Here is an 18,621-nt window from a genome sequence, read left to right as displayed (position 1 = left end):
GAGTGCCGGATCAGAACTTGAACTGGCCGGTCACGAAGACCCGGCGCGGGTCGCCGTAGAAGCCGGTCAAATTCCCTTCGAGGCCGAGCACGGTGCCGGTGACGAAGTCGTAGCCGGCGACGATGTAGCGCTTGTCGAACAGGTTCTTGCCGTGAAGGCCGATCGACCAGCGATCGCTGTCGTCGGTATAGACGATGCTGGCATCGACAAGGGCGAAGCCGTCCTGATCGAGCGGCCCGGGCAGTTCGAACTGGCTCGAGTCCGAGCGCAGCGAGACCGAGCCGAGGAAATCCACGATGCCGTTGCCTACCGGCAGTCCGAGGTCGAAGCCGGCATTGGCGGTGATGTCGGGCGTGTTCTGGAACACGCGCTGGTCGGCGACATCGTTGCCGAAGGCGTCGATGAAGGTGTTGTACTTCGCGTCGAGGATGCCCAGCGCCCAGTTGAAGGTCAGGCGGCTGCCCGGTCCGGCGAAATCCTTGCCGACGATGGCGCGGCCTTCGAATTCGAACCCGTTCACATCGGCGTCGCCCGCATTCGAGGTGATGCCGATGAAGCTGTCGTTGGTGCCGTCGCCGTCGGTATCGAAGCCGACGGAGCCGGGAATCTGGACGTCGGTGTAATCGCCCTTGAAGGCGGCGAGGCTGATGAACAGGCGGTCGTCGAGCAGCGAGGCCTTCCAGCCGATTTCATAGCTGTCGACCTTTTCGGGCGCGAAGCTGAGGAAGGCGTACTGATCGGCGTAGTCGATGTCGCCGTCGCCATCGAGATCAGGTGCCGCGGTCGACTGGCCACGCGGGTCGAAGCCACCGCCCTTGAAGCCCTTCGAATAGGTGAAATAGAGCGTGTGGTTGTCGTTTGGCTTGAACGCAAGCGAAGCGCGCGGGGTGAATTCCTTGAAAGTCGCGCTGCCGGTGAAGTCGCTGGTCACGGCGATGGCGGTCGCGGTCGACGGCGGGAAGAGGTCCGAGAACCCGCCGATGAAGGTCGTGCGCAGGATGCGGCTGTCCCGCTTGTCCCAGGTGTAGCGACCGCCGAGCGACAGGCTGATCTGATCGGTGATGTCGTAGGTGAAATCGCCGAAGATCGAATAGGTCTCGGTATCGACATCGCCCAGCGTCTGCGCATTGAGGCCGGGCAGACCGATCAGTGCGCCGGTGGTGAACAGCGCGACGTCGAAGGCGGTAAAGGCGTTGGCGTCGAGGTAGTATGCGCCGAGCACGCCCGACAGGCGGTCGCCCTCGTAGAGCAGCTGCAGTTCCTCGCTGAACTGCTTGTTCCGGTAGATGGCGGGGACGTCAAGGTCGGCGGCGGGAAGGCTGTCGAAGTCGATCGGCGTGGTCGACCTATCCTTGCGGAAACCGGTAATCGACTTGAGCGTCACCGTGTCGCTGACTTCATAGGCCACGGTCAGGCCGCCGCCATAGGCTTCGACCTCCTGCTCGACCACGTCGAGGCCCGCGCGCGTGTCGTAGACGTTGTCGAGGACCGGTGCCCCCGAGAAGCGACCGGTGAGCAGCCGATGCCCCTGGCGCGGGTCCGAATTGTCCTTCACGTAGTCGCCCGACAGGCGGATGAAGAGCGGGCCGTTGTCGAACTCTATGGTGCCGCGCGCCGCCCAGACGTCCTTGTTGTAGTTCTCGACCCCGGGCTGGGTGAGGTTGTCGCCGAAGCCGCCGCGCGAAAGACGCGCGCCGCTCACCCCGACCTTCAGGCCATCACTGAGCGGTGTCGAGGCCGTGAGGATCAGGTCGGCCTGGTTGTAGGAGCCATAGGTCCCACGCACCTTGACCTCGGTGTCGTCCGGCAGGCGCGCGGTGACGTATTTGATCGCGCCGCCGATCGTGTTGCGGCCGTAGAGCGTACCCTGCGGTCCGCGCAGCACCTCGACCCGCTCGACATCATAGACGTCGAGCACCGCGCCCTGCGGACGGTTGAGGTAGATGTCGTCGACATAGAGGCCGACGCCCGCCTCGAAACCGGCGACCGGGTCCTGCTGGCCGACGCCGCGAATGAAGGCGGTGAGCGTCGTATTGGTGCCGCGGCTGACCTCGAGGGTGAGATTCGGGACTTCCTGCGCGATCTCGGTGATCTCGAGCGTCCCGCCCTTGGTCAATTCCTCGCCCGAAAGGGCGGTGATCGCGAGGGGCACGTCCTGGATGCGCTCCTCGCGGCGACGCGCGGTGACGACGATGGTGTTGCCTTCCTCGACCAGCGGCGCGGGCGCGGTGTCACCGACCTCCTGGGCCGAGGCGGGGGCTGCGGACAGGGCGGCGAAAGCGACGCCGGCGAGCAGGCTCGCGGCGAGGAAATTGGTGGAACGCATGATCAGTTTTTCCCTCCCGAACATTCTTATGGGGAGTTCAATACTGAAACGTGAACCACCTTTCAAGTTAGATGTTGATTGATGCCATGGGGGCAGATAGCGTAGGCCCATTGGAGGGGGTGTTCCGCGATGACCAGCGATGTGGCCATGACGGGGAAGGAGCCGCGGACCGACCGCGGGCGCAAGACGCTGCGCAAGCTCCTCGATGCCGCCACGCGCGAGTTCGCCGACCACGGCTTCCATGATGCCTCGATCAGCGGCATTACCCGCCGCGCAGGCGTGGCGCTGGGTACCTTCTACACCTATTTCGACAGCAAGGACGCGATCTTCCGGGCGCTGGTCTCGGACATGAGTACGGGCGTGGCGCAGGCCGCGCGCGAGGCGCTCGATCCCGCGATGGGGGCGCTCGAGATCGAACGCGTCGCCCTGCGCGCCTTCCTCGCCTTCGCTGCCGAGCACAAGGAAATCTACCGCATTATCGACGAGGCCGAATTCGTCGATCCCGAAAGCTACCGCGAGCATTACGAGACGATCGGATCGCGAATAGAGGAGCGTCTCCAGGCCGGAGGGGAGGCGGGCGAATTGGCGCAGGGCCTCGGCTCGGTCGAGGCGTGGGCGGTCATGGGGATGAACGTCTTTCTCGGTCTGCGCTATGTCATCTGGGCGCGCGAAGGCGATCCCCCGTTCGACGTCATTGCCCGCCGCGCCAACGATCTCCTCGCGCGCGGGGTCGGCTCGGGGCATTCCTGACCGACGGAACCGCGCGGCGGCGAAGCCGTTGGTTTCGCAAAGGAGAATGATCACATGATCGGCAAGATTATCGGAGCTTTCGTCGGCGACAGGCTCGCCAAGGAGACCAACGCCATCGGTGGAGCGAGCGGCGCGGCGCTGGGCGTCGTGGCAACCACCGTCCTGCGTCGGATCAGCCTTCCCGCCATGGTTGCGCTCGGCGTGGGCGGATATGTTGCCAAGAAGGTGCTCGACAAAAAGAGTGCAGAAGAACAGGCCGGGGCAGGCTCTCCCAAGCCCACCAAGGCGCCCGCGGCTCGGAGCAAGACCACCGCAAAAGCCGCCTGACTTCGTGTCGTTGAGAATGCCATGGAGGACCGCCCGCTCAGGCGGTCCTTATGGTCCCGAGGCTCTGCTCCGAGCAGTACCCAGTGATCGTCTCCCACGCTGGGTTTAGCGAGCTCCACCTCCCCCCTTTATCTGTGCTGAAGATGACGTCGCGAATATTGTCTAAGATATGCTGGCTGGCATCGCGGCTTTTCTTTAACTCGAGCCTGTCCCGCGCCCTTCCGGCCAGCATAGCAGCGACCGGAAGGCCCATGACCAGATTTGCGGCCAGGAATACCTGAAAGGCAAAAAACTGCGCCTCAATTCCACCGCGAACCAGCGAGATCGGGCCTCTTCCAGCGGCGGAAGCGATCGACGCGACTATCGTAACAATCAAGAGCGCTGCAGCTGTTCCTGCGAGGCCTGTTCTGAACGCCGCGTATATGATCAGTGACGTAACGAGAAAGAGAAACGGATAAGAGCTTTGCGCGAAGACGATAGTGCTGCCGGTGGCTACCACCGCGATCATGACAAGCCATTCCGTCACAAATTTCCGCGTGAAACTCTTTCGAGCCCCCCAAATATCGGCCCCGACCAATAGAACAGGAAGCAGCACCAGAAGACTAAGACCATCCGCTAGTGCCCATTTCGTCCAATCTCTAATCGCAAAAGCCCCTTCACCTCCTGCCAGAACGAAACTTGCCATAGTTGCGGACCCGAAACATGCGATCAGCGAGGCCACGAGAAGCCAAACCTGATCGGAGATTTCGCTCATATCCAGACGACGCTGGACTTGCTTTCGAATGATCCAGACAACTAAGGCAATTTCCAAGGCATTGGCGCCCGAGAGGCCAATCGCTATTAGCCAAGAATCTCCGACAAACCGGTTCACGGCGATATTCATCAGAGCACAGGAAGCAATAAGGGGGCCGCTCGAAGCCCACCGCGCGCGAAGCAGCCAGGCGGCGGCAATCGCGTTGGGCATCCACAGCAATGCCACTCGCCCATTCTCGCGACTGACTGAGATACCGAGATAGGCAAGGCCGCCGAACAAGGCAGTCACTGCCAGAATGAAGGCGATCTCCCGTCGACGCAAAAAACTCATGCCCAGCCTGCCTTAGAAGAAAGATTTACGGAATGCCTATGGCTAAATAGAGATCTCAGGTACCGAGAACGTTCCTCTAGCCAGCTCCTCGCGCAAATTCTGTGGCAATCGAAATTGACATCTCTAGCGACACGCAAACCCGACCTTTCCACCCGATCTCACCATATTTCTTCGAGGTTTGCCAAAATAATCTAGGGTTTCACTACATTTGCCGCAAAAAGCATTCGTACGAGCTCTGCTATGCTCTTGATTTCAAGTTTGGAAAATATCGAACTTCTGTGAGCCTCCACAGTTCTCGGGCTGATCTCGAATTGGCGCGCCACCTCCTTGTTCGAAAGGCCATGGCTGAGGTGGATGGCAACTTCTCGCTCGCGATTGGTGAGGCGAGACAGGTTTCTAAAGGCGATTAGTTCTTTCTCTAACGCCGAGGTTTGATCGCCCATGGAATCGAACGCCACTTCGACGAGATCCAGCAGGGCTTTAATCGCAAAGGGCTTTTCGAGAAAATCGACAGCCCCCAATTGCATAGCTGAAACCGCAGCTCGGATATCGGCATGCGCGGTCGATATGAGAACCGGCCAGCCGATTCCTCGTTTACGGAGCTCTTGGAGAAGCTGCAGCCCATCCATTTCGGGCATGCGAAGATCGATAATAATCGGTGCTGGAGCCGCAGTGGGAGCGTATTCGAGGAAGTCAGCCGCAGAGCCAAAAGGCCAGACAGTCAATTCGAAATCGGTGAGCTCACCATGAAGCCACCTTCGAAACATCGGATCGTCGTCGATCAAGTAGATCGATTTTCGCGCTTCAGTGCTTGAACCAGGCTTTGCCATCATACCTTCTTTGATCGCCCTGTAGGAAAGGTTATCTTGGCGCACATCTTATTTCCATATCCTTTTCCTGCATTTCTAAAATTCTGAAATGCATGCCTGATCCTGGCCTCTGCTGCAGAGACACACTCAAGCCGCCTCTCGGCCAAGGGTTTGGTTCAATCGATGCATGGGATCGAAGCCCACTCACCAGGCGAGTAAGACACCTCTCACATTCCCAAAAGACATGGCCAATTGCATCATCGCAACCTCGGCAAACTGCGTAGAATCTCGTCGCGCCGCGTTCACACCACTAAGTTATTTCCACCTTACAGAAGCGGGAGCACTGACGGCTTTTACGAGCTCGCCAAATTCCAGGTACCAACTTATGACCGCGATGTCCCACAATTCCATCGATTCCAGAGCAATCTCGACCGTCGAGGCCGTCGGGCTAAGCGGCAGCGAACTGGCGATTGCAATGCTTGCTCAATCCAAGGACTGCATAAAAATTTTCAGCGTGGATGGCCATCTGGAATTCATGAACTGCAACGGCCTGAACGCAATGGAAATTGACCAACTGGGTTGGGTCATTGGAAAATTCTGGTGGGACCTATGGCCAAGTGCTTTGCTCACCCTCGTCAAGGAGCACTTCTACGATGCGGTTCAGGGAGGTGTGGTGAATTTCGAAGCCGAGTGCCCGACCGCAAAAGGCTCTCGGCGCCTATGGGCCGTGAACCTGCGCCCTCTTTGCGCGCAGACAGGTCAAGTGGTCTCCATTCTGTGCACATCCCAGGATATCACGAGTGGAGGCGAACAACTAAATCATCGCTGATGCCGACCCGGCTAGTTGAGAAGCGAGTGTGGGTGCAGTGTTTTCTGTGAACTTCGTCCGCGTCTTTGCTGCACGAAAGAGTCTCGTCTGTCCGCGTACCGGGCGGTTGGGAAGAAGTCGTAAATGCCAATGCCTCAAAGGGCATGGGAACATCGATCGCCGCGGGTGTAGTTGCCGCGATGCGCCACGATCGTGTCGTTATTGGGCTCGCCGATATGCCGATAATGAGCACAATGCACCTGCGTCAGATAGCATCAGGCAAAAGCACTACTTGCACTCGAACGTGGTGATGGCGATTGCGGAGCGCAGACCTCAACTGGCTACCTCAATGGCAGCTCGTTCAGAAATTCGGCTGACAGCAGACCGTCCGCTATCGGCCCCATTTTGGTCGTTTAACCGAAACACTCGGAAGGAAGTGAAGTCAGGAAGCGCGAAGTCTAACGAGTGCTGACGACGGCCCGTGGTTCCCGAACGAGGCCGAGCAGCAAGACCAATGCGGCCACCAGAAGCACGCCCGTCGCCCCGAACACCCACGGCAAGCCAATGGCTTCGGCGACGAAGCCACCGACGAGCGGTCCGAGCGTCGCCGTGATCGCCTCCGCGGTCGTCGCGGCAGCTATGCGCATCGGCATGTCGTCGCGGTCACCGAATTCGAGTACGATGGTCTGCGTGCCCATCTGATAGCCGGACTGCGACGCACCGAGACCGAAAAATCCCAGCACAACGAGCGGCAATGTGTCTGAAAGCGACAGCACGGCCACGGAAAGAAGCCAGAGGCCGGTTCGATGCCGTTTGAGGGCTCCCGCGCCTAAGTCACATTCAGCGAGCCCGGGTGTAGCAACTATGCCCGGACCCTGTCCCTGACCCACGGCCGAGCGACCACATCTATTCGATCGAATTTCGATTTTATCTCAGCGTAGCCCTGCAACAGGCCGGTATCGAGCTTCTCGATCAATGCCAGAACCGCCTCTATCGCTTCTGCAGCTGCGCCTTCTCCGGGGATGACGCAAATTCGGTTCGATTCCGGTGATGTCATTCTGGTGGGTCCTCAAAAAGGGCGTCGGTTGATCGGCGGCGGCGAGTACCACAGGGATAGGAAACTGGCTGCCGCTGGCAATGCGGAGAAACAAATGAGCGGATGTCTCCTTCCAAACCTCGTTCGAGGATCGTCTGAAATCTGTCCGTTGCCAGGATCGGAAATGACATCGACGATAGGCGCATCAGAAGATCGCCGGACAAGAGCCGAGGCGCGCGTCACCTTTCTATAGTCCGGTATCGCAACAATGCTGGTGCGGGTTCAGCCATATCGTCATTCAAGTTCGGAGGCCCGTTCTCTCCGTCTTTGAGTGGCAGTGGTTGCGCGAGCGACAACGAATTCAACCTAAATTGTCTTTTGAGGCAGGCCAAGTTCGATGACTAAGAACCTCGCCAATCTACTGACAGAGAATATTTCAGCCTCAAACTCGAGGCCTTCGATTGAGAGGAAATCGGTGAGCGGCTTTCCAGCAAGCCCGACCTGTATTGACGCTGGAAGTTCTGGCGAATTGGCGAGGTACAGACGATCTTTGTCGAACCAACATTGTTGGTTTCTCATCGCGAGGGAGCATTGAAGGATGCCCATCTCGAATTGAAAGCTGCCAGATGCAAAAGGGAGGGAGGTGTCGGCGACTAAGAATTCGAGCTTATCGTCTCCGTTGATGTCGAGCATCAATTCAACCCGATCGAGGCCGATCAGATCAAGCACCGACGCAGCAAGCGAGGTCGCTCGGAGCCGGTTCAAGGGAGAGCCGATCTCCTCCAGCACAGTCATATTCTGATCGTGCTCGATCAAGGAGTGACGTATCAGTTTGACCAACGTCGGGACGTCTTCTGCAACCTCCCGGCATCGCACCGTGGACAGGTCTTTTTGCACGAGCATGAGCTCGGCATGGAATTTTCGATTTCCTGACCCATCGAACAGGAAGTCCAACCTTTCGAGAGTTGCTTGCCCACGATCAACGAACATCGGGGCGAGCGTCTTGAGTGCCATGCGGCATGCCTTCAGCGATTGCTTCTCCAACGCAACCATTTCTCCGATGGATCTCGCGACGAGACTAGCAATCGTGGATTTGTCCGAGCTGCTGACAATATCGATCGGGAATAGTAGGAATGGTGAAGCGTTTCCCGCATCGTCGTGGAACACCCTCACCGCTATGTTGGCATACCCATGCCCGGAAACGTGGTCGACTTCCGCCACACTTCCCAAACCCATCTCAACAACCAGATCGCTTATTAGAGCTTGGCAACGCATAAGTCGAGCGTACCCCTCTGCGGCTAACGACCGCTGGTCAGCGAAGAACGCCCTTCCACGCGGGACTAGGCGGTCTGACGGACCGGCATTTGGCGGTATCGAGGCAATTTCAATCATCAGACGCCCATTCTAGGATGGCCTAGAAAGATACCCTAGAGCTTCGTGCAAAGAGACGCATTCGAGCAGCCTCGATGGCAGCCGGGTGGAAGTCGGATTAACAGAATATTTGCGCCTCGGCGGATAGCGCCGCGACGACTTACGGGGTGCGAGGTTTATGAGTGAAGTCAGCGGGATCGCGATCGAGGCGGCTATTCGATCAGCCATTTCAAAGCAGGTTTGCGAAGCGCTCGTGGGTTGCGAGTTTGTGCCCCACGAAAGCGAGAAGGCGTTCCCGATCCTAAGTGTACTCGAATGTGAGCCGCACGATCTGGTTCTTGATAGAGGCGGTGTCGAGCAAACGGTAAAAATCACACGCGGGAATATCGAAGCCAGTGACGAGCTGCTCGGCTTGTTATCGGCTGCGGACCGACCAAGCGTGCACGATTTGGAACTGCTTCTAAGCAAGGGGCTTGGCGATAACTGGTGCCGAGCCGACGGAACAAAACTTGCCGATGCCCTCAGACGTCCAGCGGTGCCAAGGTCGAGAGAGCGCCGCACGATTCTCGAGCTGATCTCCGATCCGCAATTGCTCGAAGGCCGCAGGACGCTGCTGGCTCATTGGGTCGAACAAACGCCAATCCAAGGGCGCCTCGAACCGGAACTTGCCAGCGATTACGCAAAGTGCCTGCGAGACCTTCGCGATCCCAGCGCGGCGATCCTCGTGATCGATCGAGCGCTCAGATGGGACATGCCGGAAATCAACCGGACAATCTTACATACGCAGCGCGCGGCTTCCATCTTGGATGTGCTTGAGCTGCAGCTTGGTGACCAGATTGAGCTAGAGCGAAGCCTTTCCCATAGTATCGAACTCATCAAGCCGTTGGAGGCCTCGAGCGATAAGGTCCGCAATCTGCTGAGGCGCTTTGATCGGATCACCTGCCAGGGCGCTCGTTCGATTGACGTTGAAAGCACATGACATCGGGCCCCTCGGTGCGAGACTAGCTAGCCGTACTGCTGTCGCGATGGTCCGCTGTATCGCTGTTGGCCCCGGTCACGATGGGGGGAGGCGCAGTGGTTTTGGAGTGCAAAGTCTTCGGCGCATGAAGGTGGGCGATTGCCACACACGAGCGTCGAGGGCGTGGATCATGGATCCGGTCGATAGGGACTCTAGATCTTCCTCGGGAATGTCCAAGGATTAGGTGGCGCATCGTGTTGCCCGACCACTGGCCGGCCTGCGAGCAGGCCTGGACCTTCTCGCATTATCCCCGAAGAACTAGGAATGCGATGATGCACCCGAGAAAGGCACCAGCAAAGCATCCGCCGATCAGCAACGCGATCGGCACCTGCGACTGTTCACGGGCAGGCCCCGTCTGCTCGGCTGGTCTGAAGCCGAGCAAAGGATCGTAACCTACCTTCGCATGCGCAAGGTCGCGCGCGTCATTGAGGGCTAAGCGCGCCGCGTTTACATCGCCTCTTAGGCTGACAAGGTCGCGATAGAGCGCCTCGTAGGTCTCGCTGATCAGCACAGTTTTCTGGCGGTTTTCCTCCATTGCTCGAGCGAAGCCGCGCAGCACTGTGAACGGGCTCGCCTTGTGTTCGATCAACACCAGGAAAAGCATCCGAACGAGGATCGCGGCAAGCATGGTGACCGACGCATCTCGGCCGAATTGTGCCGAAACGCCCTTCATCACCTCGTGTTCGAGCGTCGTGATTTCCTTTGAAAACAGGCGGCGCCACAGGTCTTCCAGATATGTCATACGGTAGACCTTTTCAGAATGGCCTCAACGAATGCCTCGAGATTCACCCGCGTCTCCTCCTTGGTCCACACACCCCTGCACCGGGTAATTGCCTCCGGCAGGGTGATGCCTTCCCTCCACAAGGGGCCGGTGATGGCCTGGTCGAGCCAAGGGAGCACCAAGAATTCATCGCTCTGCGGCTCGCACCTCTGCTCCGCCTGCCGGCACATGAATAGCTCGTTGAGCCCCCTTTGGGCTGCCTTCTCTGCAAACAGTGGCGAGCTCTCATTCCGGCACGCTATGTAGAAGAGCATCGGTGGACAGAGTGGCTCCATCTCTGCCAGCCTGCACGCCACCGGAAGGGTGTCACGGTAAAGAGCGGGTTCGAATTCAAGGATGGCAATGCGGCCAGGATGGTCCAACCTGGCGTCCATGGCATGAGCGATGCGGTCTGCGTCCTGCGACTGGAAGTGGCGGTGGTTCTCAGGCGACCGATGCTTGAATGCGGGACATCGGTTGCCTCCTACCTCGATGATGAGCGCCTTGTGCTGAAGCAGAAATTCGAGCACCAGCGCCAACATGCTCGCGCCGGTTCCGCCCGCCCGCCTGGCGATAATGATCGTAGGCGCAAGCACCGATCCGCTAGGATGGTTGACCGTCAGCACCGCGGTTTTGTCGACCCATTTTGCGTCCAGCGCTTCGCGCAAGGCCATCGCGGCCGGGTCGATTTTGGCCAGCTGATCACTCATCCCAATCCTCCTCGTCCTCGTCGAACAGCGGCAAGGCTTGAGAAGGCTTTGGTGCAGGAACGGCACCGCCAAGCGCTTCATTCTTGCCCAGATCATTCACCCCAGCCCAAGGCTCCGCGTGCCCGTTGCAGTTGGCGCCGTCGACGGGTTCGGGGGTCGAGGAAGAGACGTCCACAGGCGTGTGCCCTGTGGAAGCTACAAATGTGAGCTTTTCGGAGAACGCCGTGCCAAGCATGTTCTCTTCATCGTCGTCATCCTCCTCGCGAGGCTTGATCGCCTGTTTCTCGTCTGGATACTCCTCGCCTACGAAGCGAAGCGGCCGACCGGTCTCGAGCCTCGGGAATTCGTCTCCAATCGGTATGATCTTGCCGAAAAGGGCGGCTTCGCCAATGATCGGGGGGCCGGGGATATAGTGATAGTCTTCATCGTCTTCCGTCACTGCGTGACCGCTTGCGGTCAGCTTGTATTTCGCGCCTGACGCTGCGGCCGCGCGGCGCGATCTCTCGGCCTCTTGTAGCTGCTCCATGAACTTCGAACTGTTCGTCAGCTCCTCCAGTTTGACCTTAGCCAAGCTATTTTCAAAGGCCGCGTACATGAGCGCGAAGAAGACGGTTTCGCTGCCTACGACGCCGCGCATCTGGCTTGCGAATTCGATCATCCATTCGGTGAAACGAGGCAGCCACTGCTGCGCCTCGCTCGCCTCGGGTCTGAGCTTGTCGAGCATCAGCTGGACCTGGAATACGAGGAATGCAGCGCGCCCGGTGTGACCGTTTTCGCGGTCTCGCTGCTCGCGAATGAAGCGTACGATAGCCTGAGCTCCAAGCATACGCCGTTCGTCCCATCCCAGTATGCTGGCAACCACACGCGCTTCGTTCTGCAGGTACGTTTGAGTTGCGTCCTGGCTCGCCTCGAAAGCCCCGTCGGAAAGCTCGCTCGTCATGTCGCGCAGTCGCATGCACCCCTCGATGAATGCAGTGCTGACAGGCTCTACATCCGGGAAGCGTTGGTGGAAGGATTGCTGGATCTGGGTGACCTCGTCGCCTTGCGGAGCGCTGGTTACGAAGTCGAATACGGCCAATTCGGCCTCGCTCATCTCGCCTCGATAGAGCTCGAATATGCCCGCCTTAGCCATGAGGACTAGAAGCCCGTTCTCATCCTCAAGTTCGGGGTCTGCGATGGCGCTGGCATAGATCCTTGCAACCAGGTCGGTGATGTAGGCAGGCGCTCGCTGAACGTTCGAAGGGGCGATGCGGTGCTTCCTGAGCGCCTTGATCAAGGGGCCGAGGAAGCGCGCGACTTGCTCGTCTTCATGCGTTTCGCGCGACGGATTAAGGCAATCCGACGAGACTTCTTCCGGTGCGAAGCGGTCGAGTTCGATCTTGATTTGCTCAGCTTTGAGAGTCTCATAGAGCGCGGTCGTGATCGCTTCGCGCAAGACCTGCGACTGGTTTTCATAAGCGATTTGAATGGCTCTTCGCCGGGTGTTTCTGTGCGATGTCTTGAGGCGCGGATTGTTCAGGGTCTGGCGAGCATCCTTAGCCGCCTGGGTGAGCTTTCCCTGCTCGTCTTTCTCGTCCTTGAGTTTGAGGACGCGGTTGAGTGTTTCGGAAATCTTCGGGATATCCTCATGCTCTCGCAACGGCGTTTTGCGAATGTACTCAAGAAGAGCATCGAGGTTCGTGGGTAGGGTCATCACCCGCCTAATTGTAGGACGGGAAACTGGTCACCCCAAACGGGGCTCAATTTTTTTTGGGCCAACGAAGGAAAAGGGGGCGATTGCCCGAAACTCGACCCTCACGAGTGCGAACCTGTTCTCTTGACCTGTTCGCCCCAACCTTGTGCGAGACCCTCGCCTCCTCGCCCTCCGATCTTTTCAATAAGACGGCTTGGCGATCGAATAGCCGATCATTTTCCAAGGATTTCGGCCGGCGCGAACCCATCTGCTGTTTGGCTTCGCATTCGTTTTTTGAGGCGCAATACCTCAAAGTCATCCGCACCTGTCGGCGCGAACGATTTTGATGCGCTTGTTCGGACCCGCATGGGTCCTCCAAGTGTAGCTCGACCAGCAGTCTCGCACGTCGGTTTGACAACCTCCTTGGGTGCGACCGCCAGCGGTCTGGGGCGGCGTCGCAACGCCTTGGAAGAAGCGCGGACCCTGAGCTGACAGCGTCGTGCCGCAAGAAAACGACATCATCTTGGCCTGCCGGTTGAAGCCGGCAGGTGAAGGGAAAAGTTGAGTGTGAACGCTCGGCTCCCGCCTCGCCGGTTTCGACACGAAACCGGAGAAAGCGAAATGATCAACAAGGACCACTTGTCGCCAGACGCGGAAGCGCTGGCGACACAGCTTGAAACACAAGACGATTATCGCGTGCTACGGCGCGTCCCGAAACCCTTTCCATCAATGCCGCACATGGGACCTGTGCCCGATGGGAAATGCATCGCGATTGTCGACACCGAAACCAGTGGCCTGTCAGCTGCGAACGATGTCATCATCGAACTCGCCATCATGCTCTGCTTCGTTGACGAGGGCGGCGAGGTCGTCGGACACCTCGGACCGTTCAGCTGGCTGCAGGACCCGGTGCGGGAGTTGGACCCGCGGATCACGATGGTGACGGGCCTTGCGGCACAGCATCTGCAAGGTCAGAAAATCAACGACAAGTTCGCCTTCGGCTTGCTCGATCGTGCTGACTTCATCGTCGCTCACAATGCTGCCTTCGACCTAGGCTTCATTGAGCGCCGCTACCCGGATCTCGTAGGCCGCGCCTGGGCCTGCTCGTGCAACGAGATCGACTGGCTTCGGCTCGGTTACGAGGGGCGCTCGCAATCGGCGCTTCTGACTCACGTCGGATGGTTCAGCGATGCGCATAGGGCCGCTGCCGATGTCTGGGCATTGTTCTGGCTTTTGCAGCGCCGCCAACGCGATCCCGGTGGCGGGTCAATCCGCACGCATTTGCAGCGCCTGATCGAAGCCGCCGACACGCCCTCGGTGATCGTGCAGGCCGAGCGCGCGCCGTTCTCGAAGAAAGAGCTGCTACGTGCTCGCGGTTACAGGTGGAACCCGGACGGTCCGTTCTGGCAGATCGAGCTGGCGCCCGAGCGCGTCGAGCATGAAAAGGCTTGGGGCTACCGTTCGGGCCTGCCGGCCATGACGACGCGCACCATCACGGCATGCCAGCGCCACCGCTGAGGAGCACCTTTTCACCGCTTCACAATTCGTGCCGACGACCCGCCATCCGAGCGGGTTTTTTATGGAGAATACATATCATGCACATCGACAACTTGAGCTTCGAAGAAACCCTCGAACGCGAAGCTCGCAAGTTCCTCGAACTGGCCTGCGAAGACAGGCGAGCAAACCGCTGCCCGCAGCGCATCATCGTCGCCGATTTCGAATACCGCTGGGACAGGAGCCGATACGATGGGTACCGTGTCGCCGAAGGCGAAAGCGCCGAGCCGACGATCCGCTGGCCCTTCCATCGCATTGCGGCTGCCTCGTGGCTACAGCTGCGCTTCGATCCAGGAGAAGAGGTTCCGGCGGTCGAAAGCGTCGTGGTTCTGGCCGAGGACGAGGCGAGCGAGCAGGAGATGATCGCCCGGTTCTTAGAAGCGCTGCACCAGGTTCCGACAGCGCAGCTCATAACATGGGGCGGGGAGGTCAAGGACCTTGCGGTGCTGCGCCGGTCGGCCGGTGAGTTCGCACTGGTCCTGCCGCGCCAGCTAACTGACGGCTCCCCGCATGCGAGGGAACGAATCGATCTGTGCCGCGCTGTGACCGTGCAGGCCAGGTCGCCCCACCTGCCGGAATACGCTGCAGCTACCGCTATTCCGGCAAAGCCGTCGCCGAGCATGACAATCGGTGAGCTCGTCGAGAAAGGCGATTGGCCCAAGGTACGCGACCAGGTGCTCGCCGACGTACTGACCACGGCGGTTATCGCTGTGCGTCATCTCGCTACGCATTGCGTAATCGAATGCGATCAACCCAGCACCATCATGGCTGTCGCCGATGCGGTGGCGGCGGCGATCCCCGGCAGTAAGTTCACGCGGCGAAGTTTCGCGCCGTGGGCAAGGGGACAAAAGGCAGCGAGCGGACTGCGCGGGACAGTCTATCGCGCTCCGCGTGAATGACAGCAAACCTGCCCCGGGCTGGGCGGGACTGTGATGATACCAGAACTGAGGAGGAAAATATGACGTAGCGAACAGCAAGAGCAGCAGGCACGGGCCTCGATCATCACCAGCCGTGCTGCGACGGATCTGTCGCCAAGCAGATCAAGCGAGAGCCGCCCATCCGGGAAGGATGAGCGGCATTTTTTATGCCTAAGAAGGATCTGAAAATGCCGAAGAAGAAAACCAACGCCGGCCGCGCTATCGCGACCGCGAAAAACACCAACCTTGTTGAGCTGCCCGAACGGATCGCCATCGGCGATCATGAGGTTAGACCCGAGCAGCTTTACATCATCAAAGATCGGCGTCCGCGCGGCCAGGGACCGTGGAGCAACGAGCAGTTTGACAAGATCGCCTGGCGCGATGCTGCAACCGGCCTCGACTGTATCCTTCTGCGCCAGGCTTCGGGCGTTTGGGGTGGGTTCGTAGCGGTTGAGCGCGGTCACCCGCTCTACGGCTACCGCGAGGACGCGATACCGGCGAGCGCCGGGCTTACACCGCACCGCGGGATCGACTACGCGGAAATCTGCTCCCGCTACGAACCCGAGGCGGTGCGCGTGTGCCATGCGCGCATCGGAGAGCGGGGCTCCTTGCGCAATACGCCGGGCGCCGAAGATCAGACGGCGGATGACGCGTGGTGGTTCGGCTTCGCGGCCGACAAGCCGGGTGACCTGGTGCCATCGGGTTCGAAGCCGGTCCTCGCGCGCGAGGAGGGCGAGGTCTATCGCGGCATCGATTATATGTACGAGGAGACCATCGCGCTGGCACGCCAGCTCAGGTCGATCGAGGCAGGGAGCGATCTCCGCGCCGAACCCGCGCTGGCGCCGCCGTCGCCGCGGCTCGGCAAGCCGGGAGGGCGCTGACCATGGACCAGCAGGACATCCCCTACGAGCAGCGTCGCAACCCGAATTTGCCGTTTGGCTACTGGTGCATTGCGGACCCGGACGGCTTCCCGCACCTCATCGATGAGCTCGGGCGGCGCTGGTCGTCGCTGCGCGAATACATCTGGTGCGGTCGGCTCTGCATGGCGCGGGGCTCGGACTGGCAGTTCACCGCCATGACGGAATTCCTGCTCGCGGTGCTCGCTGCGCTCGATCGGCGCATCGTCCATGTCGAGGAACGGGTGAACGATCTGTTCGATGGCGCGTGGGATGTCGCGCGCCACTACGGCTTTTGGCTCGAAGGGCACAAGCTCTCAGAAGGCCTGACCGGCGACCTGACACCGGAGGGGAGGGCTATCCTCGTCGCGCTGGCCAGCACGCGTGGGGCCGAAGCGGCACCCATTCCGATCGGGCTTCCGACGATCGCGCGGTGGCACGGCATCGATGGCGGCGACACTTGCGAGCAACGTGAGCGGGTATTCAAGGTCAACGAGAGCTTTGCGCTCGACCTGCCGGGCAGGTTCGTGCGGGAGCGTATCAACCGTGATCCGGGTATCAAGCTCATCGGGATCCCGACCGGCGAAAACATCCCGCTTGGCCGGGTGCTGTGGACCATGACGTTCGCCGACGAATACGCCCGCGATCGCCTGTTCACCTGGCTGATCCATCGGCTCGACCGGTGGGAGGCCTGGGTGGAGCTGGCAAGAGGGAGTGGCGCGCAGGCGCTCACCGAGCACATCCTGCGGCTGCGCTTCGCCGACGAAACCATCGAGCTCGGCTGAGCGACAAACTCGACACCATCCACCCAAGATTGCTGCGGGCGGCGCCTTCACCGGGTTCCGCCCGCAGCCATGTTCAAGGATTACTCATGCCATATCGTCGTACCTCCACCATGCCCGAGCGTATGGTTGTTCTCTCGCTGCAACTTCCGCCTCTGAGGCACGAGCCACTCGCACCCTTCGGGTTCGGCGCGTTCATCGTCACCCCGCGGTGGCGAAACGAAGCGGCATTCGCCTCACACGCTCACGGATATGGGGCGGGATACGAGCCGCGTCGCATGCGCGAGGATATCGGAAGGTTGTTCACCCCCGACACCACCGCTCTGATCCACACGACTGCGCCAGCTGGTTTAAGGCAGGGGCAACGTCAGGCTACGCGTGTCACGAGTAGCCTTTTCGACTTCATTCCCCGCTCGGGTCTGATGAGGAATATTCACGTGAACATCCCCCACGACCAATTGGTCCATGCCGCGCGGATCGGCGGCCGCGAGCTTTCGGGACCCAATCCATCGGTGATCCAGCGCCTGTTCCAGCTACGCACCGAAACGCAGGCCGCATGGATATTCTGGCTGCTCGCATCATGCCCACCGCGTACGCGGCGGACCTTACTCGCAAGCTATCTATCGTGGAGGGCGCTGGAACAGGCAGCGAGCAGCCGGATTATAATCTGACTAGAAAGGGGCGCACGAATGCGCGCCCCTTTTTTACATCCGCATTCGCGCGTGGAAGTCAGGACTGTGGCGTTCACCATTCTGCCCTCCTCCCCAATAGGGGAATCCTGCACCGGGGGCGTAGTACCGACGGTTCTATAATAACTAGATGATAAATAAGGATTCGATAAGATACGGAAGCTATCCGATCTTAGATGCGAAAATCGGATATAACCCCATTCATGAAGCGCATGCGGAAGGGGACTTGCCTGCGTCCCGAAAGCGCCCGCGCTATCCTTCATGCAGAGCGTTTTGCCTACGCGGCACGAAGGCCGCTCAATGTTTTCATAACGATAAAATTCCCTCCTGTCAGCAGGTCGGGCGAGAAGCCCTATGACATTTTTCGCAAGAAGCTCTGGGGCAATACGAGGCGGCGATGGAATAATATGGTCAAGGGAGCCAGGAAGTTCTCACCCTTCGACGCAATTGCGGTATTCGAAAATCCGCCAACAGCTTTAAATTCCGGACGAAGGCATCATGGCCCGCTCCATGTGCACTGGATGCTCCGATGGCCCTTCCGAAAATGTGAGCGCCTGATTTATTTCCTGCGGCGACAGTACCAAAGGGAATTCTTCGTTGCCCGAGCCGGTTCGATCAGGATGGGGAGGGTGCGATACGGTCCGAGGGCTGCTGCCTATCTTGCGAAAGGTATCGATGCGCCATTCGCAAAGCACTTCCATATAGATCATGCGCCACAGGGACCGATCTCGCACCGCAGGATCATAATTTCCCGCTCGTTGGGGCCGACCGCAAGAAAGCGGGCGAAGTCTGCCGGTAAGGATCCGCTTCCGAAAAAGAGGAAGGGCTATTACAGGAAATTCAGACCAGTCGATTTGCCTCGGCTCGTTGCAGGTGTCCGAAGTGCAGCGCCGCTTCAGATCCGAAAAGCATCGCCAAAAGCTTCTCAGAAACATCGTCCTCCAAATGCGCGCAGCGCATTTGCATCATCGCGACATAAGCGCTTGTCCAACTAAGCAACACGCAGGAATCCAGCCTAAGTAGGTTGTCGCTGGTTCGTGGGCGGATCGTCGAGTTGGGGCACCGATGTTAGGTGATTGCCGCAATGCCCAAGTTGTTTCCGATGCTCTTGACCT

20 protein-coding genes are annotated in these 18,621 nt (G+C 59.4%); 10 read left to right on the top strand and 10 right to left on the bottom strand.

Annotated features, from left to right (window positions below; all coding sequences use genetic code 11):
- Nucleotides 1–10: 10 nt before the first annotated feature.
- Nucleotides 11–2,326, bottom strand: coding sequence for a TonB-dependent receptor (locus K3181_RS12115; RefSeq protein WP_221603354.1), 2,316 nt, complete (start codon nt 2,324–2,326; stop codon nt 11–13).
- Nucleotides 2,327–2,455: 129 nt separating this feature from the next.
- Here K3181_RS12115 and K3181_RS12110 point away from each other — a divergent pair, with 129 nt between their 5' ends.
- Both K3181_RS12110 and K3181_RS12105 read left to right on the top strand, forming a co-directional pair.
- A complete protein-coding gene (locus tag K3181_RS12110; RefSeq protein ID WP_221603353.1) occupies nt 2,456–3,076 on the top strand; it encodes a TetR/AcrR family transcriptional regulator in 621 nt (206 codons plus the stop codon).
- A gap of 54 nt (nt 3,077–3,130) precedes the next feature.
- Nucleotides 3,131–3,403, top strand: coding sequence for a hypothetical protein (locus tag K3181_RS12105; protein ID WP_221603352.1), 273 nt, complete (start codon nt 3,131–3,133; stop codon nt 3,401–3,403).
- Between the two features lie 37 nt (nt 3,404–3,440).
- Here K3181_RS12105 and K3181_RS12100 read toward each other — a convergent pair whose 3' ends face one another.
- Both K3181_RS12100 and K3181_RS12095 read right to left on the bottom strand, forming a co-directional pair.
- Nucleotides 3,441–4,487 (bottom strand): MASE1 domain-containing protein, encoded by a 1,047-nt coding sequence (locus K3181_RS12100; RefSeq protein WP_221603351.1) that lies wholly within the window; start codon nt 4,485–4,487, stop codon nt 3,441–3,443.
- A 191-nt stretch (nt 4,488–4,678) separates the two neighbouring features.
- Nucleotides 4,679–5,362: a response regulator transcription factor gene (locus K3181_RS12095; protein WP_221603350.1), complete on the bottom strand. Its 684-nt coding sequence runs from the start codon at nt 5,360–5,362 to the stop codon at nt 4,679–4,681.
- A gap of 319 nt (nt 5,363–5,681) precedes the next feature.
- On the opposite strand from K3181_RS12095, the gene K3181_RS12090 reads away from it, so the two are divergent.
- Both K3181_RS12090 and K3181_RS15855 read left to right on the top strand, forming a co-directional pair.
- Nucleotides 5,682–6,125, top strand: coding sequence for a PAS domain-containing protein (locus K3181_RS12090; protein ID WP_221603349.1), 444 nt, complete (start codon nt 5,682–5,684; stop codon nt 6,123–6,125).
- A gap of 65 nt (nt 6,126–6,190) precedes the next feature.
- Complete coding sequence (locus tag K3181_RS15855) at nt 6,191–6,415, top strand: NTP transferase domain-containing protein (protein ID WP_425594548.1); 225 nt, start codon at nt 6,191–6,193, stop codon at nt 6,413–6,415.
- Nucleotides 6,416–6,562: 147 nt separating this feature from the next.
- Here K3181_RS15855 and K3181_RS12085 read toward each other — a convergent pair whose 3' ends face one another.
- The 4 genes from K3181_RS12085 to K3181_RS12070 form a co-directional block, all read right to left on the bottom strand.
- Complete coding sequence (locus K3181_RS12085) at nt 6,563–6,994, bottom strand: MFS transporter (RefSeq protein WP_345725496.1); 432 nt, start codon at nt 6,992–6,994, stop codon at nt 6,563–6,565.
- Nucleotides 6,967–7,161, bottom strand: a complete 195-nt coding sequence (locus tag K3181_RS12080; protein ID WP_221603347.1) for a hypothetical protein — start codon at nt 7,159–7,161, stop codon at nt 6,967–6,969. Before K3181_RS12080 ends, K3181_RS12085 begins: the two co-directional genes overlap by 28 nt.
- A gap of 12 nt (nt 7,162–7,173) precedes the next feature.
- Nucleotides 7,174–7,383, bottom strand: a complete 210-nt coding sequence (locus K3181_RS15665; RefSeq protein WP_345725495.1) for an MFS transporter — start codon at nt 7,381–7,383, stop codon at nt 7,174–7,176.
- Between the two features lie 123 nt (nt 7,384–7,506).
- Nucleotides 7,507–8,376 (bottom strand): hypothetical protein, encoded by an 870-nt coding sequence (locus tag K3181_RS12070; protein ID WP_221603346.1) that lies wholly within the window; start codon nt 8,374–8,376, stop codon nt 7,507–7,509.
- A 313-nt stretch (nt 8,377–8,689) separates the two neighbouring features.
- On the opposite strand from K3181_RS12070, the gene K3181_RS12065 reads away from it, so the two are divergent.
- Entirely contained in the window at nt 8,690–9,490 is an 801-nt protein-coding gene (locus K3181_RS12065; protein ID WP_221603345.1) for a hypothetical protein, read from the top strand.
- A 283-nt stretch (nt 9,491–9,773) separates the two neighbouring features.
- Here the strand turns inward: K3181_RS12065 and K3181_RS12060 are convergent, their stop codons facing one another.
- The 3 genes from K3181_RS12060 to K3181_RS12050 are packed head-to-tail and all read right to left on the bottom strand — an operon-like array spanning nt 9,774 to nt 12,692.
- Nucleotides 9,774–10,271: a hypothetical protein gene (locus K3181_RS12060; protein ID WP_221603344.1), complete on the bottom strand. Its 498-nt coding sequence runs from the start codon at nt 10,269–10,271 to the stop codon at nt 9,774–9,776.
- On the bottom strand, nt 10,268–10,999 hold the full coding sequence (locus K3181_RS12055; protein ID WP_221603343.1) for a hypothetical protein: 732 nt from the start codon (nt 10,997–10,999) through the stop codon (nt 10,268–10,270). The genes K3181_RS12060 and K3181_RS12055 overlap by 4 nt, the downstream gene beginning before the upstream one ends.
- Nucleotides 10,992–12,692 carry a hypothetical protein gene (locus tag K3181_RS12050; protein WP_221603342.1) on the bottom strand — a complete coding sequence of 567 codons (1,701 nt, stop codon included), beginning with the start codon at nt 12,690–12,692 and terminating at the stop codon, nt 10,992–10,994. The genes K3181_RS12055 and K3181_RS12050 overlap by 8 nt, the downstream gene beginning before the upstream one ends.
- Before the next feature lie 600 nt (nt 12,693–13,292).
- Between K3181_RS12050 and K3181_RS12045 the strand changes: the two genes are divergently transcribed.
- The 5 genes from K3181_RS12045 (at nt 13,293) to K3181_RS12025 (ending at nt 17,488) form a co-directional block, all read left to right on the top strand.
- Nucleotides 13,293–14,186: a 3'-5' exonuclease gene (locus K3181_RS12045; protein WP_221603341.1), complete on the top strand. Its 894-nt coding sequence runs from the start codon at nt 13,293–13,295 to the stop codon at nt 14,184–14,186.
- Between the two features lie 77 nt (nt 14,187–14,263).
- Nucleotides 14,264–15,121: a 3'-5' exonuclease gene (locus K3181_RS12040; RefSeq protein WP_221603340.1), complete on the top strand. Its 858-nt coding sequence runs from the start codon at nt 14,264–14,266 to the stop codon at nt 15,119–15,121.
- Nucleotides 15,122–15,327: 206 nt separating this feature from the next.
- Nucleotides 15,328–16,020 (top strand): hypothetical protein, encoded by a 693-nt coding sequence (locus K3181_RS12035; protein ID WP_221603339.1) that lies wholly within the window; start codon nt 15,328–15,330, stop codon nt 16,018–16,020.
- 2 nt (nt 16,021–16,022) lie between these two features.
- A complete protein-coding gene (locus K3181_RS12030) occupies nt 16,023–16,820 on the top strand; it encodes a hypothetical protein (RefSeq protein ID WP_221603338.1) in 798 nt (265 codons plus the stop codon).
- Between the two features lie 434 nt (nt 16,821–17,254).
- Entirely contained in the window at nt 17,255–17,488 is a 234-nt protein-coding gene (locus K3181_RS12025) for a hypothetical protein (protein WP_221603337.1), read from the top strand.
- Nucleotides 17,489–18,621 lie beyond the last annotated feature (1,133 nt).

Source organism: Qipengyuania mesophila, assembly GCF_019711655.1.
GTDB lineage: Bacteria > Pseudomonadota > Alphaproteobacteria > Sphingomonadales > Sphingomonadaceae > Qipengyuania > Qipengyuania mesophila.
Note: the sequence above shows the minus strand (reverse complement) of the source record. Positions and strands in the feature narration are given on the sequence as shown.